General features: G+C 62.4%; 9 protein-coding genes. 6 read left to right on the top strand and 3 right to left on the bottom strand.

Annotation, left to right across the window (positions count from 1 at the left end):
• The first annotated feature begins 317 nt into the window (after positions 1-317).
• The 3 genes from A8950_RS19990 (at position 318) to A8950_RS13700 (ending at position 8,966) form a co-directional block, all read left to right on the top strand.
• Positions 318-7,436 carry a M10 family metallopeptidase C-terminal domain-containing protein gene (locus A8950_RS19990; RefSeq protein ID WP_133614245.1) on the top strand — a complete coding sequence of 2,373 codons (7,119 nt, stop codon included), beginning with the start codon at positions 318-320 and terminating at the stop codon, positions 7,434-7,436.
• Positions 7,437-7,714: 278 nt separating this feature from the next.
• A complete protein-coding gene (locus A8950_RS13705) occupies positions 7,715-8,572 on the top strand; it encodes a GNAT family N-acetyltransferase (RefSeq protein WP_133614244.1) in 858 nt (285 codons plus the stop codon).
• Positions 8,573-8,591: 19 nt separating this feature from the next.
• On the top strand, positions 8,592-8,966 hold the full coding sequence (locus A8950_RS13700) for a VOC family protein (protein WP_133614243.1): 375 nt from the start codon (positions 8,592-8,594) through the stop codon (positions 8,964-8,966).
• Here the strand turns inward: A8950_RS13700 and A8950_RS13695 are convergent.
• Genes A8950_RS13695 through A8950_RS13685 form a run of 3 tightly spaced genes read right to left on the bottom strand, consistent with a single transcriptional unit; the run spans position 8,953 to position 11,822 of the window.
• Positions 8,953-10,152 carry a TIGR03862 family flavoprotein gene (locus tag A8950_RS13695; protein WP_243735643.1) on the bottom strand — a complete coding sequence of 400 codons (1,200 nt, stop codon included), beginning with the start codon at positions 10,150-10,152 and terminating at the stop codon, positions 8,953-8,955. The genes A8950_RS13700 and A8950_RS13695 overlap by 14 nt on opposite strands.
• Before the next feature lie 4 nt (positions 10,153-10,156).
• Positions 10,157-11,326 (bottom strand): GNAT family N-acetyltransferase, encoded by a 1,170-nt coding sequence (locus tag A8950_RS13690; protein ID WP_133614241.1) that lies wholly within the window; start codon positions 11,324-11,326, stop codon positions 10,157-10,159.
• A 31-nt stretch (positions 11,327-11,357) separates the two neighbouring features.
• Complete coding sequence (locus tag A8950_RS13685) at positions 11,358-11,822, bottom strand: RidA family protein (protein WP_133614240.1); 465 nt, start codon at positions 11,820-11,822, stop codon at positions 11,358-11,360.
• Between the two features lie 184 nt (positions 11,823-12,006).
• On the opposite strand from A8950_RS13685, the gene A8950_RS13680 reads away from it, so the two are divergent.
• The 3 genes from A8950_RS13680 to pip all read left to right on the top strand — a co-directional run bounded on the left by A8950_RS13680 (position 12,007) and on the right by pip (position 15,489).
• A complete protein-coding gene (locus A8950_RS13680) occupies positions 12,007-13,047 on the top strand; it encodes a phosphotransferase (protein WP_133614239.1) in 1,041 nt (346 codons plus the stop codon).
• Positions 13,048-13,201: 154 nt separating this feature from the next.
• On the top strand, positions 13,202-14,521 hold the full coding sequence (locus A8950_RS13675; RefSeq protein ID WP_133614238.1) for an aspartate aminotransferase family protein: 1,320 nt from the start codon (positions 13,202-13,204) through the stop codon (positions 14,519-14,521).
• Between the two features lie 2 nt (positions 14,522-14,523).
• A complete protein-coding gene (gene pip, locus A8950_RS13670) occupies positions 14,524-15,489 on the top strand; it encodes a prolyl aminopeptidase (RefSeq protein ID WP_133614237.1) in 966 nt (321 codons plus the stop codon).
• Positions 15,490-16,034 lie beyond the last annotated feature (545 nt).

Genomic DNA, 16,034 nt, shown 5'->3' with positions numbered 1-16,034 from the left:
CGGCCGGAATGATGCCACCATCAGCGTGCGCTGGTGGCGCTGCAGATTGCAGTGGCACAGCGACTTCCGGGCAGCGCCGGACCCCCACTCAAATCAGCAACTGATCGCAAATTTCATCCCGCGATGGTTGAGCCGCGCGTACCGGCCCGGTTTGCGCGCCCCTGCTCGGCAACCCGGAAATTGCGCCAAGATAGCGGCATCGCGGCCGGCACCAAAGTGTCATCGACTTTCCACATTTTAACCATTCACATTTTAACTAAAATTGTTAACCTCGCGTTTTACTGGTGCTCTAAAAACCAAACTGAACCGGGTGTCCCTTGCCAAGTCCGAACCACAGCAGCCCCACCTCGACCGTTCCCAATCTCAGCGCTTCTTACAACTACATCAACGCCTTGCTGTCGGGCGGCAAATGGGGCGGCAGCGTCGGCACGGCGGCCCATGTGACCTACAGCTTCCCCGACGCCGGCGCGACCTGGAACAACTGGTTCTACAGCGGCTACGAACCCAGCGCGGCCGGCTATCGCGGCCTGACCGCCTATGAGCAGGAGCGATTCGAGGCGGCCCTGAAAGTCTTCTCGGACGTTGCCAACATCACCTTCGAAGAGGTGGCCGACACGGCCGCAAATGTCGGCGACATCCGCGTCGCCTTCAGCGGCATGGTGGGCGACGAGGGTGCTGCGGCCTGGGCCTATTACCCCGACCAGGGCAGCTACAAGGACCCGACCTATGATCAGTCGCCCTGGGCCGGCGACGTCTGGATCGATCCCTACTACGCGCCGAACCTGCAACTGAATGACGGCCAGTTCGGCTTCTCCACCCTGATTCACGAAATCGGGCATGCACTGGGGCTGCAGCATCCGTTCGACGACGGCGATGGCGAACCGATATTGACCGGCCAGTTCGAAACCCAAATGTATTCGATCATGGGCTACGATCTCAGCCCCTATGCCACGATCGAAGCCTATTCGCTGATGCTCTATGACATCGCGGCGATCCAGTATCTCTACGGTGCCAACATGTCGCATAACGCGGGCGACACGGTATACGAGTTCAGCAGCACGAAGGAATCCCTCTTTACCATCTGGGACGGTGGCGGCACCGACACGATCAGCGCGGCCAACCAGACGCGAGGGGTGACGATCGATCTGACCGATGGAAATTTCAGCTCCATCGGCATCAAGAACAATGGTCAGACCGCTCTCAGCAACATTGCCATCGCATACAATGCCATCATCGAAAACGCGATCGGCAGCAAAGGCAACGATACGATCAATGGCAATGGCGTCGATAACGAAATTTGGAGCGGTGCAGGAAACGATCGTATACGCAGTTTTGGTGGAAACGACAAACTATACGGTGAAGCGGGAAACGACACACTTGAGGGTGGCGATGGCAACGACTACCTGGATGGTGGTATCGGCGATGACATTCTTTGGTCCGGGCCTGGTGAAGACACGCTCATCGGCGGCGCCGGCAACGACAAGTACTATCACAACACCGGGACGATCGCGGACCTGAAAGAGTTCGCCAATGAGGGCATCGATACGGTCTACGTCTATAGCGGGTTTACGCTGGCCGAAAATTTCGAGAATCTCGTCTACAACGCTCCCAGCGGCGCCGCCAATGTGACGCTCAAGGGAAATGCGTCGAACAATGTCATCGAGACCCTTGGTTTCAAGGACGATGAGCTTTACGGCGAAGACGGAAACGATACGCTTCTGGGCGGCACCGGAAACAATCTCCTCGACGGTGGTGCCGGCAATGACAAGATGGTCGGCGGCCTCGGCGACGACACCTATATCGTCGACAGCCTCTTCGATCAGGTCGTCGAGCAGCTCAATGGCGGTATCGACCATGTGAAGGCCAGTGTTGCCTTCAACCTGGCCGGCAATATCCATGTCGAGAACCTGACCCTGTCGGGCAGTGCCAATATCGATATCACCGGCAATGCCCTTGCCAACGAGATCACCGGTAACGACGGCGACAACAAGCTGATCGGCGGTGCCGGCAACGACATTCTGGTGGGCGGCAAGGGCGATGATATCCTGGATGGTGGCGTCGGCGACGACGTGATGTCGGGCGGCGAAGGGAACGACACCTATTTCGTCGACAGCACCAAGGACCAGATCAACGGCGAAGACGGACTGGTCGGCCACGATATCGTCAAATCGACGATCAGCTACGCGCTGGCGGATGGGCTGGAGGAGTTGCATCTGCTCGGTACAGCGGCCGTCGGCACCGGCAATGCCGGCCATAACAGGATTATCGGCAATGCTGCCGCCAACACGCTCACTGGCGGCGAGGGGAACGACACGCTCGATGGCGGATCGGGTGCCGATATCATGATCGGCGGCAAGGGCGAAGACACCTATTTCGTCGACAGTCTGAAGGATGTCGTCGACGAAAGTGGCGGCGATGGCCACGACACCGTCAAGTCGACCGTGACCTTCACGCTGGCGGTGGGGCTGGAGGATCTCTATCTGCTGGGCACCGCTGCCGCCAACGCGACCGGCAATGAAGGCAACAACAAGCTGGTCGGCAATGACGGCAACAATATCCTTGACGGCGGCCTCGGCGCCGACACGATGTCCGGTGGCAAGGGCAACGACACCTATATCGTCGACGATATCGGCGATGTGGTGGATGAATCGGTCGCCGGCGCTACCGGCGGCATCGACCTGGTCATCAGCGCCATCGGCTTCGACCTCGCCGCGCATGTCAATGTCGAGAACCTGACCCTGACGGATGACGGGGTGGACGCCGATATCGACGGTGGCGGCAATGACTCGAACAACGTGATTTCCGGCAATGCCGGCAACAACAAGCTCACCGGCGGCAAGGGCAACGACACACTGCTGGGCCTGGGCGGCGACGACACCCTGGAGGGCGGCGAAGGGATCGACAATTTGCAGGGCGGCCTTGGCGACGACACCTATATCGTCAACCTGGTCCTCGCCGGCACCGCGGCGAAGCTCGAAGATACCGTCACGGAGCAGGCGAACCAGGGCGAGGACACGATCCGCCTGGCGAGTGCCACGCTGGCCCTGGCGGTGCCGACGACCCTGACGCTGGCCGCCAATTTCGAGCATCTCGATGCCAGCGATACCGGCGCCACCAAGCTCAACCTGACCGGCAACACGCTTGCCAACACGCTGACCGGGAATGACGCCGACAACATCCTCGATGGCGGCGCGGGTGCCGACACGCTGATCGGCGGCAAGGGCGATGACACCTACCGGATCAACGACGAGGATCTGGTCACGGAGCAGGACGGGGAGGGCACCGACACAGTCGAGATGACCGCGAAGATCGCCGGCGCCCAGTTCGACATGGCCAGCGACTTTGCCTTTGTCGAGAATTTCAAGCTGACCGGCACGCTCGCCGGGAATGTGGCCGGCAACGATCTCGACAACAGCATCACCGGGAATGCCGCCGTCAACGATCTCTCCGGCGGCGACGGCAACGACACGCTGCTGGGCGGTGCCGGCAACGACACGCTGGATGGCGGCATCGGCGACGATACGCTGGATGGCGGTACCGGCAATGACGTGATGTCGGGCGGCGAGGGCAACGACACCTATCTGGTCGACAACGCCAAGGACGAGATTGTCGGCGAGGACGGTCTGGTCGGGCATGACACCGTCAAGGCGACGCTGAGCTACGCACTGGCCGACGGGCTGGAGGATCTGTACCTGCTGGGCACGGCAGCCAACGGCACCGGCAATGCGGAGGACAACAAGCTGGTCGGCAACGATGCCGCCAACCTGCTCGATGGCGGTGCCGGCAATGATATCCTGATCGGCGGCAAGGGCAACGACACCTATGTGATCGATTCGGCAGACGACGTGATCGACGAGGCGATCGGTGTCGGCGGCGGGATCGACACGGTGCGCAGTTCGATCGGCTTCAGCCTGGCGGCCCATGCCAATGTCGAGAACCTGACCCTGACGGATGACGGGGTGGACGCCGATATCGACGGCGAAGGCAACGACTCGAACAACGTGATTTCCGGCAATGCCGGCAACAACAAGCTCACCGGCGGCAAGGGCAACGACACACTGCTGGGCCTGGGCGGCGACGACACCCTGGAGGGCGGCGAAGGGATCGACAATTTGCAGGGCGGCAAGGGAGATGATCTCTATCTGGTCAACCTGGTCCAGGTGGGATCGGGGGCGACGGCTACCGTCAAGCTGGAAGACACGCTGTCCGAAAGTTCCAATGAGGGCGTGGATTCGATCGAGTTATCGAGCGGCAGCATTGCCCTGGCCAAGGCGACGACACTCGTACTTGCGGCGAACTTCGAGAACCTGGATGCGAGCGGCACGGCGGACACCAAACTGAACGTCACCGGCAATGCACTTGCCAATACCCTGATCGGCAACCAGGCCGACAACATCCTTGATGGCGGCGCCGGCAATGACGTCCTGCGCGGTGGCGCCGGCAACGATATCCTGATCGGTGGATTGGGCGTCGACGAGCTCTATGGCGGCGACGGCGACGACACCTACCGTGTCGACGAGAACGACCTGATCGACGAGGAGGGAAGCACCGGCACCGACACGGTCGAGATGACGGCAACCAAGGCAGGCCTCGCCTTCAGCCTCGGCGCTGATATCGAGAATTTCCGCCTGCTCGGCACGCTGGCAGGCGATGTCGCCGGCAATGAGCTCGACAATCACATTGTCGGCAATGCAGCCGCCAACAAGCTGGAAGGCGGCGACGGCGACGATACGCTGGACGGCGGCGCCGGCGCGGACACGCTGATCGGCGGCCTGGGCAATGACACCTATATTGTCGACAATCTGAAGGATAGCGTCGACGAAACCGGCGGCGACGGCGTCGATACGGTGAAGGCCAGCGCGCTTCTGGCCAGCGGAATTGCCGGCGTCGAGAACTATATCTATACCGGCACGGCGGCCTGGACCTTTACCGGTACCGATGACGACAACGAGATCACGGGTGGCATCGGTGCCGACAAGCTCTTCGGCGGCATCGGCAATGATCTGCTGGTCGGCAATGCCGGCAATGACTGGCTCGACGGCGGGGATGGCGACGATACCCTTGTCGGCGGCGCAGGCAACGACACCTATGTGATCGAATCCAACGACGATACGATCGTCGAGATCGGCGGCCCAGCCGGCGGCGTCGACACCATCCGCAGCCATATCGATCTCGAACTGGAAAACTATGCTGACATCGAGAATCTGGTCCTGCTGAGCGACGCCCAGAAGGGATATGGCAATTCTAGCGCCAACGTGATCATCGGCAATGACGAGAACAACGACCTCGACGGCAAGGAAGGCAACGACGTTCTCGAAGGCGGCCTAGGCGACGATACGCTGACCGGCGGCGAAGGCAACGACATCCTCAAGGGTGGCAAGGGTAACGACACCTATCGGGTCAACCTGGTCTCTGCCGCAGGCGCCGCCAAGCTGGAAGACACGATTACCGAGAACGCAAACGAGGGCGACGATACCCTGGTCCTGCTCGGCAGCGTCGCCACGAGCAAGACCACCACCATCCTGCTCGCGGCCAATCTCGAACATATCGATGCAAGCGGGGCGGATGTCGCCCTGCTCAATCTCACCGGCAATGCGGCGCACAACAAGCTGACCGGCAATGGCTTCGCTAACATCCTGGATGGGGGCATCGGCAACGACACGCTGATCGGCGGTGCCGGCAACGACACGCTGATCGGCGGCGCCGGGATCGATACGATGCAGGGTGGCAAGGACAACGATCTCTACAAGGCGGATGAGGACGATGTCCTGACCGAGGAAGTCGGCGAAGGCATCGACGCCATCGAGATGACGGTACGGACACTTGGCCGGACCTTCGATCTTGCGGCCGATTTTACGAATTTCGAGAACTTCACCCTGATGGGAACGCTTGCAGCGAATATCAGCGGCACTGACGAGGCGAACATCCTGATCGGCAATGCTGCGGCAAACTCGCTCAGCGGCGGCGAGGGCAACGATACGCTGGCGGGCGGTGCCGGCAACGATATTCTTTCGGGCGGTGCGGGCGACGACTATCTTGATGGCGGGACGGGCAACGACACGATGTCGGGTGGTGTCGGGGACGATACCTATGTAGTCGACAACGCCAAGGATGTCGTCGACGAATCCGGCGGTGATGGCATCGACACGGTGCGAACCAGCATCCTGCTGACGACGGCTTTCTCCGGGGTTGAAAACTATGTCTATACCGGCAGCAGTGCCTGGACCTTCACCGGAAGCGACGACGCCAACGAGATCACCGGCGGCAGCGGCGCCGACAAGCTTTCCGGCGGCAAGGGAGACGACATCCTGATTGGCAATGCCGGCAACGATGATCTGGCCGGTGGTGAAGGTAACGACACGCTGATCGGCGGGCTTGGCAACGACATCTATCGCATCGACCATGCGGACGACGTCGTGATCGAATTGGCCGGGCAGGGCATTGATACGCTGGTCGCGTCGGTGGACGTCGACCTCGACTCGGTCGAATTCGAGGAGGTGGAGAACGTCACTTATGTGGCCTTCACGCCGGGTTCGACCCAGTATGGCAACAAATACAACAACAACATCAATGCCGCCGCCATGATTGCCGGCATCACCATTCTTGCCGGAGATGGCCATGACATTGTGACCGGTGGCCAGGGGGATGATGAACTAGAGGGGGGGATTGGCAATGATACGCTTATTGGCGGCAGCGGCAACGATACGCTCACGGGTGGCTCCGGTATCGATTCTGTCCGGGGCGGCGCCGGCGACGATCGCTATTTCATCGATCTCATCCAGGTTGGCACGGGTGCGACGGCCACCGTTAAGTTGGAAGACACCGTGCTCGAAAATGCCAATGAGGGGCGCGATATCATTGAACTGCAGGGCGCAGTCGCGCTGACCAAGGCGACGACCCTGCTGCTGGGAGCAAACATCGAGGAAATCACCGCGGCGGCAACCGGCACGACCAAGCTCAACGTTACCGGCAATGTGCTCGACAATGTCATTGTCGGCAACGATGCCGACAATTTGCTGGATGGCGGCAGCGGCAACGATACGCTTCTCGGCCTGGCCGGCAACGATACGTTGCTGGGGGGGCTTGGGAACGATTTTCTGGCCGGCGGCAGCGGCAACGATGTCATGACCGGTGGTGCTGGAAACGATACCTATGCCTTCGGCAGCTTCGGCGAGGGTGACGATATCATCAAGGATTTCAACAAATCGCAGGATATCCTGTCCTTCGCCGATATCCTCGATGCCAACGACAACGGCATTCTCGACGAACTCAAGGATTCCATCACCGACATTCAGGATCTGGGCATTGGCAAGAACGTCGTGGTGATATTCGATAACGGATCGACCCTGACGTTCGAAAAGGCTGGGACCGGCGCCATAGCCGACATTGAGCAACTCGTGCAGAATGCTGCGACGCAGATCACCACTCATATTTAGGGGGAGGCGGATCGGGAGTGTCGGGAAGGCTGGCTGGCGGCGCCGCTGTGATGAGCGTGACGTAGGTCACAGCGCGGCATGGCCGGGTATTCGGCCTCAATTGCCAACGTCTTGAATGTAGCGCGCCATTTCGTCTGACCACGAAAGCGGGCTCCGGCCCTTAGCAGAAAATTAGGTATTCCGCCGAGTTTCTCGGCGCTAAGAGAGCCGGCGCCAACTGCAGTCCTTTGCTGCCGATTGGCCTTTGATCCATCCGGTGCGCGAAAAGAGATAACCACATGACTATTCAAATTCGGTCTGCGACCGCAACCGATGCCATCGCTTGCGGACGCATTGCCTATGAGGCCTTTGCTGCCATCGCCGGAACCCACGGCTTCCCCTACGACTTTCCCAGTGCCGAGGCGGCCCAGGGACTGGCTGCCGACCTGGTTGCCAATCCCGATGTCTACGGCGTCGTCGCTGAACAGGACGGCATGATCGTGGGGTCGAACTTCCTGATGGAAGATGATGAAATCCGGGGCGTCGGCCCGATTACGGTCGACCCAAGGGTGCAAGGCAGCGGCATCGGTCGCAGGTTGATGGAGGAAGTTCTGCAGCGCGCAGCCGGTGCCAGAGGTATCCGACTGCTTCAGGACTCGTTCAACATGCGCTCGATCGCGCTCTATGCAAGTCTCGGCTTTGCCGTCCGTGAGCCGGTGCTACTCATGCGGGGCCGGCCGATGGGCGACGTACCGGAAGGGGTCGTCGTTCGGCCCATGGACGCAGGCGACGTCGAGCCATGTGATGTTCTCTGCCGCCGCGCCCACGGCATATCCCGCCGCAATGAGATTTTGGCCGCCTTGCGGCGGTCGACACCGCTGATAGCGATGCGCGATGGTCAGATCGTCGCCTATATGACGGCGCCGGAGTTCTGGATCGGCAATCACGGCGTTGCAGCGGCGGTGGAGGACATGCAGGCGCTGGTCCTCGGGGCGGCGAAACTGACGCCGCTCTCGTTCCTCCTGCCGACGCGGCAGGAGGAGTTGTTCCGCTGGTGCCTCGCTATCGGCATGCAGGCAGTGAAGCCGATGACGCTCATGAGTATCGGCGACTACCGCGAGCCGGAGCAGGCATACATGCCATCTGTCTTTTACTGAGCGTTCAGGGAGAGAGTCGATGATCGGGTATGTGACCCTGGGAACCAACAACCTGCCACGGGCAGCGGCATTTTATGACGCCCTGGCGGATGTCATCGGCGCTTCGCGCATCTTCGCGACCGAGACGTCGATCGTTTGGGCGGCGTCCGAGGGCGCGGCCATCGATGTGACTCTGCCATTCGACGGCCAGCCGGCCAGTGTCGGCAATGGCGTCATGGTGGCATTGCGCTGCCGGGACAATGCCCAGGTTGATGCTGTCTATCGCCGCGCCATCGAATTGGGTGGTACGTGCGAGGGGAAGCCGGGGCCGCGACCGGGGATCGAGGGGTTCTATGCCGGCTATTTCCGCGATCCAGACGGCAACAAGTTGAACGCCTTTTTCATGCCGTCCTGAGACGGATGGCAGCACTCCTGCCGGCCACCAGACCGCTGGCGAAACAGGCCGTCAGCAGATAGCCGCCGGTTGGGGCTTCCCAATCCAGCATCTCGCCGGCGCAGAAGACGCCCGGCAAGGATTTCAGCATGAGGTGGTCGTCGAGGGCCGTGAAGGCGATTCCACCGGCAGTGCTGATCGCTTCGGCAAGGGGTCGGGGCGCCCTGACTCGGAGCGGCAGCGCCTTGAGAAGCGGCGCGAGGTCGGACGGCAGATCGGGGCCGAGAAGCTCACGGATGAGGGCCACCTTCACGCTGTCGAGGCGCAGGCGCGATTTCAGATGCGAGGAGAGGGAGCGACTGCCACGCGGGGCGGCGAGGGCGCCCGATACCTGTTCCAGGGAATGATTGGGGAGGAGGTCGAGGCTGAGGATTGCGGTGCCATCCTTCGTCAGTCTTTCCCGCAATGGTGCCGAAACAGCATAGACGGCGCCCCCTTCGATGCCGTATTCGGCGATCACCGCCTCGCCCCGGCGGCGCAAGCCGGATACATCGATGGCGATGTTCTTGAGCGGTGCACCGGCATATTTGGTCCGGAACGCTTCGCTCCACGCAATTTCGAAGCCGCAATTGGCGGGTTGCAGAGGGGAGACGGGGACGCCGCGCGCGGTGAGCAGGGAAACCCAGGATCCGTCCGAACCCAGCTGCGGCCATGACCCGCCGCCGAGCGCCAGGACCACCACCCTTGCCGCGCTTGTCGTCTTGCCGCCTGGTTTGGCGAATTCCAGGCTACCGGCACTGTTCCAGCCGAGCCAGCGGTGCCGCACATGGATGCGCAAACCCTGGCCGCGGAGACGGTGCAGCCAGGCGCGCAACAAGGGTGCCGCTTTCATTTCCGCCGGGAAGACGCGGCCAGAGCTTCCGACAAAGGTTTCGATGCCGAGGCCGCGGATCCAGTCGCGCAAGGCAATTGGACCAAAGGCATCGAGCCAGCAGGCGATCCGGGGCGCTGCGTCGCCATAGCGGGCGATGAAGCCGTCCATCGGTTCGGCATGCGTGATGTTGAGACCGCCCTTGCCGGCCATCAGGAATTTGCGGCCGAGGGAGGGCATCGCCTCGAAGAGATCGACCGTGATGCCTGCCGCGAGCAATTGCTCGGCTGCCATCAGCCCCGCCGGCCCACCGCCGATGACGATGGCGTCTGCCATGCGATCATTCGGCGGCATTGTCGCGCCGATAGGGCGATAGGGTAGCGAGTGCGGCCATTTCCTGCTCCAGCACGCGGCGTTCACGGAGCAGGTAGTCGCCGACTGCCGCGCTGAAATTGGGGTCGCGGATCCAGTGGGCGGAATGGGTGGCCACGGGCAGGTAGCCGCGCTGGATCTTGTGTTCGCCCTGGGCGCCGGCTTCTACCCGCCCGAGGCCGCGGGCGATGGCATAGTCGATGGCGCGGTAGTAGCAGCATTCGAAGTGGAGATAGGGCACTTCCTCGATGCAGCCCCAATTGCGGCCATAAAGCGCATCGCGGCCGAGCAGGTTGAGAGCACCGGCGATGGGCGCGCCATCACGGAATGCCATCACCAGCACCACGCGGTCGCGAAGGCTGTCATGCAGGGCTTCGAAAAAACCTCTGGTGAGGTAGGGCCGGCCCCATTTGCGCCCACCGGTATCCATGTAGAAAGCGAAGAATGCATCCCAATGGGCCGGCTTGAGGTCGTCCCCGCTGAGGGCACGGATATCGAGGCCGGCGGCGGCGACGGCCGCGCGCTCCCTGCGTATCGCCTTGCGCTTGCGTGAGGAGAGGGCGCCGAGGAAGTCCTCGAAATCGCCATAACCGGCATTGTGCCAGTGGTACTGGCAGCCGAGGCGATGAAGATATCCCTCGGCCACCAATTCGTCCGCCTCGGCCTTCAGGCAGAAGGTGACATGGAGCGAGGAGAGGCCGGCATTCTCCGCTGTACCGGTGAGCGCATTGATGAGGGCGCGGCGGATGGTGTCCTGATCGTGGCCGGGCCGAACCAGCAGGCGCGGTCCGGGCACCGGCGAAAACGGTACGGCCACCTGCAGCTTCGGGTAGTAGCGGCCCCCGGCACGCTCATAGGCTTCGGCCCAGCCATGGTCGAAGACATATTCGCCCTGGCTGTGTCCCTTGACGTAGAGCGGCGCGGCGGCGTGCAGCCTTCCGCTATCATCGGTAAGGAGGACATGCTGAGGCAGCCAGCCGCTGCCACGCCCGACCGAGCCGGAAACCTCCAGCGCGTCCAGGAAGGCGTGAGAGATGAACGGATTCTCGTCGCCTGCACAGGCGTCCCATTCGGCGGCATCGACCCTGCCGATGCGATCGACGATGCGGGCGGTGAGGGTGAGGTCAACTCTGGACATCACCATTTCCCGCCGCCCGCGTCTTGTGACCTCAAGCTATCTCAACGATGGCATCGACCTCAACCGCGACATTGAGCGGCAGGACATTGACGCCGACGGCGGAGCGGGCATGCTTGCCGGCCTCGCCGAAGACCTCGACCATCAGATCGGAGACGCCGTTCGCCACCTTGGGTTGTTCGGTGAAATCGGCGGCGCAGTTGACGAATACGCCGAGCTTGCAGACGCGCTTCACGCGGTCGAGATCGCCGAGTGCATTCTTCAACTGCGCGATGATGTTGAGGCCGCACAGGCGTGCGGCCTGTTGCGCCTGCTCAGCCGAAAAATCCTGGCCGACCTTGCCCTGGAACTTGAATTCGCCATTCAGCACGGTGACCTGGCCGGAGACATAGGCGGTATTGCCGCTGATGACGACAGGCACGTAATTGGCGACGGGCACGGCGGCCTTCGGCAATTCGATGTTGAGTTCGGCGAGTTTGGCGTCGATCTTGCCAGCCATGATGCATCTCCTTGGAATTAATGTTCGGGTGGTGATGTGGGGGCGATCCTAGCTGCTCGGCGGGTGCCAATCCAGGCCGGAACACGGCCAAAAATGCCCTGGAATCGCCATTACCGCCGGCGCCGGCTTGTGCTAAGGAATGGGCGGCATTCCATGATTTCCAGTCCCTGGCCCTTCCAAACCCGTGTCCCAGTCACCTGATTCCCTGTCTTCGCCCAAACCGACCCTGTCGGCAGAGGAGGCCGTCGTCCTTGCCGAGAGCCGTTTCGGGGTCCGTGGAACGGCGTACCAGCTCACCAGCGAGCGCGACGCGAATTTCCGCATCCGGACGGCGGATGGGGCAGGCTATGTGCTGAAACTGGCCAATCCGGCGGAAGAAGAGGCGGTCACCAACCTGCAGACCATGGCGCTGCTGCATATCGCGCAGAGGGACCCCGACCTGCCGGTGCAGCGGGTCTTCCCGAGCCTTTCCGGCCGCCATGAGGAGATTCTGACCGATGCCGAGGGCCGGCCGATGGTCCTGCGCCTGTTCTCCTACCTGGAAGGAACGCCGCTGCATCAGGTGCCGCGCAGTCCGACGCAACGGCGCAATCTCGGCGCGCACCTCGCCCGCCTCACCTGCGCACTGGCCGATTTCTCGCATTCCGCGACCCATCACGATCTGCAATGGGACATCAAGCACGCGCATCGCCTGTGGGATCTGCTGCCCTATGTCGAGGCGGGGGCGCGGCGTGGATTGGTCGAACAGATCCTGCGCAATTTCGACGAGTTCGCCTTGCCGGCGATGCCGCAGCTGAGGGCACATTTCGTCCATAACGACCTCAATCCCTACAACGTCCTGGTCGCCGAGGAGGATCACGACCGAATCGCCGGCATTCTCGATTTCGGCGACATGGTCTGGACACCGCTGGTCAATGACCTGGCGGTGGCGTCTTCCTACCAATTGGCACTGGAGGGTAATCCGCTCGAAGACGTGGCCGAGTTCATCGGCGCCTATCACGCCGTGCTGCCGCTGGAGGCGCGCGAGATCGATCTGCTCTATGACCTAATCGCTGCCCGCATGGCGACGACCATCTGCATCGCCAGCTGGCGGGCTTCACGCTATCCGGAAAACCGGGACTATATCCTGCGCAATGCTCCGCGTGCCTGGGCCGGGATCGAAGCCTTCGCGCGCCTGCCGCGCGAGGCGGCGCAGGCGCAGTTGCGCCGGGCATGCGTGGCTTGACATCAGGACGGGCGGGCGGTGGATCAACGCCTCACCCCGGCCCACTCGCCGCAAGCGGGGCGAGGAGGTTCGAACAGGCTCGCTTCCCAGTCCCTCGGCCCTATGGAAAAGGGGTTGGGGCAAGGGGTCTTATCAGTAGGCAGGAGACGACATCATGGCGATGGTGAATCAATATGTGCCAGGGCGCGAGGGTGATCTTTCCGCCGGAGACATGGACATTATCCGCCGGCGGCAGAAGCTGCTGGGGCCAGCCTACCGCCTGTTCTACGAGCAGCCGCTGCATATCGTAAGGGGCGAGGGGGTCTGGCTTTTCGATCCCGACGGCAGCCGCTATCTCGACGTCTACAACAACGTCGCCTCGGTCGGGCATTGCCATCCGCATGTGGTGAAGGCGCTGTGCGAGCAGGCATCCGTGCTCAATACCCACACCCGCTATCTGCACGAAACCATCGTTGACTATGCCGAGAAGCTGCTGGCGAAGTTTCCGTCGGAACTCGGTCATGTCATGTTTACCTGTACGGGGTCGGAGGCCAATGACCTCGCCATCCGCATCGCGCGTTCCCATACCGGGGGGACAGGTGTCGTCGTCACGAAGCTTGCCTATCACGGCCTCACCCTAGCCATCTCGGAGATGTCACCCTCGCTCGGTGACTATGTGCCGCGGGGCGAACATGTCCGCCTGGTCCCGGCACCCGATACCTATCGCATCGACGGCAATGTCGGGGCTGCCTTCGCGGCGGGGGTCAGGCAGGCCCTCGACGAGATGCGGCAGAGGAACATCAAACCCTGCGCATTGGTGGTGGACGGTATTTTCTCGAGCGACGGCGTCTTTCCCGGCGAGCCCGGTTTCCTGAAGGAGGCGGTCGCCGCCATGCGGGCGGCGGGCGGCATCTATATCGCCGACGAGGTGCAGCCCGGCTTTGCCCGCGTGGGGCCCGCATGGTGGGGCTTCGCGCGCCACGACCTCGTCCCCGACATGGTGACCATCGGCAAGCCCATGGGCAACGGCCATCCGATCGCCGCTGCCGTGATGCAGCCGCATATCGTCGCCGAGTTCGGCGCGAAGTCGCGTTACTTCAATACCTTTGGCGGCAACCCGGTTTCCTGCGCCGTGGGGCGCGCGGTGCTGGAGGTGATCGAGGCCGAGAACCTGGCCGAGAATGCCGGCAAGGTTGGCACATATATGCTGGAGGGGTTGCAGCGCCTTGCCGGGAGATACGAGATCATCGGCGATGTGCGCGGTGCCGGGCTGTTCCTGGGCCTTGAATTCGTGAAGGACCGGAAGACGAAGGAACCCTTGGCCGCCGCCGCGACCCATGTGGTCAACGATCTGAGGCGCCGCCGCATCCTGATCAGCGCCACCGGCCCCGGCGCCAATGTACTGAAGATCCGTCCGCCGCTGGTCTTCACCCGGGAACACGCGGACATCTTCCTGGATGCCATGGAGCAGGCGTTGGCTTCCTTCGGGGGCTGACATTGTCGAACGACCCGCTCTATCCTCCATGCGAACCCCATAGTTGGGGCCATCTTGCCGTCGGCGATGGACATCAGATCTATTGGGAAGAATGCGGCAACCCGGCGGGCAAGCCGGCGCTTGTGCTGCATGGCGGGCCGGGGTCGGGCTGCACACCGGGCTGGCGGCGCTATTTCGACCCCATGCGCTACCGCGTCATCCTGATGGACCAGCGCGGCTGCGGACGAAGCCGGCCCCATGCCGGCGATACCGTCGACGCGCTGGCCGCCAACACGACCGCGCATCTCATTGCCGATATCGAGCAATTGCGGCGGCATCTTGGCATCCAATGCTGGTTGGTACTGGGGGCCTCCTGGGGTTCGACCCTGGCGCTGGCCTATGCTGCGCGGCATGCCGAATGTGTGCGCGAGATGGTTCTGTTCAGCATCGCCACCACCACGTCCTTCGAGATCGACTGGATCACGCGCGGCGTCGGTATTTACTTCCCCGCGGCTTGGGAACGTTTCCGGGATGCCCTACCGGCGCATCTGCGTGACGGCGACATTGCCACCGCCTATCACCGACTGCTGATCGATCCCGATCCGGCCACACAGGAGAGGGCGGCGCGAGCCTGGTGTGATTGGGAAGCCGCGATCGTTGCCTTGCGCGCCGACCAGAAGCCGCATCCGCGCTATGCCGATCCGCGCTTCCGCCTCGGCTTTGCCCGGCTGGTGACGCTCTATTGGTCGCAACGGGCCTGGCTTGCCGACGGCGAATTACTGGCCGCCGTGGAGGGGCTGGGTCATGTTCCGGCGGTGCTCATTCATGGCCGTGTCGACCTCTGCAATCCCCTGGTGACACCTTGGCGCCTGGCGCGCGCTTGGCCGGAGGCGCGGCTGGTCACCATCGATCAGGGCGGGCACGATGCCGGGGATGAGGCGACGAGCGGCGCAATCGTGGCGGCGCTGGACGGGTTTGCGCGCAGCTGACCGGCGACGAGGGCAATGACGCGCCAACCCCCCGGCCTTAGTTGTGGCCGCCCCACCAATTCCATTCGAGCCCGACTTTGCCTACGCGCTGACCGATTTCAGTGAGTGCTTGCGTTCGTTGCGCATCCGGAACGCGATGTTCCGGAGGTCGGTTGTTCGTGCTGTTGGCGGTGCGCTGGGATCAGTCGTGGCCTTGGCTTCCATGATCCGTTGTCGCATCCCGCGCCCTGCATTGGCGCGCTGCCCCGCCGACCATTGACTCATCTTGCCTGCCCCCGCGGCGCTTCCGGATCGAGAGACTATTGCACTTTCGTTACAAGCGAAGGCACCGATCCTTGCCGAGGCGCCATCCCGCGTTAACGTGCAGTTAAGACGTATGAACGCTGCGTTAAGGGTTTGATGCGAAAACGAAAAAACTTGTCCCGAATAGTCGAATTCCGAAATCCGATCGCAGAACAGTGCCGTAACAGTCGCACTATTCGAGGCCGAGTCCGGGCCGTCGCGCCATGACGAACTCGACCGCATCAACTGACCCATAACGAAAC

Origin of the sequence: Dongia mobilis (genome assembly GCF_004363235.1) — a bacterium.
GTDB lineage: Bacteria > Pseudomonadota > Alphaproteobacteria > Dongiales > Dongiaceae > Dongia > Dongia mobilis.
Note: the sequence above shows the minus strand (reverse complement) of the source record. Positions and strands in the feature narration are given on the sequence as shown.

Coding starts and splice junctions, on each gene's coding strand:
- A8950_RS13685 (WP_133614240.1), bottom strand. CDS start 11,822: ATGGCTGGCAAGATCGACGCCAAACTCGCCGAACTCAACATCGAATTG.
- A8950_RS13695 (WP_243735643.1), bottom strand. CDS start 10,152: ATGGCAGACGCCATCGTCATCGGCGGTGGGCCGGCGGGGCTGATGGCA.
- A8950_RS13700 (WP_133614243.1), top strand. CDS start 8,592: ATGATCGGGTATGTGACCCTGGGAACCAACAACCTGCCACGGGCAGCG.
- A8950_RS13675 (WP_133614238.1), top strand. CDS start 13,202: ATGGCGATGGTGAATCAATATGTGCCAGGGCGCGAGGGTGATCTTTCC.
- A8950_RS13705 (WP_133614244.1), top strand. CDS start 7,715: ATGACTATTCAAATTCGGTCTGCGACCGCAACCGATGCCATCGCTTGC.
- A8950_RS13690 (WP_133614241.1), bottom strand. CDS start 11,326: ATGTCCAGAGTTGACCTCACCCTCACCGCCCGCATCGTCGATCGCATC.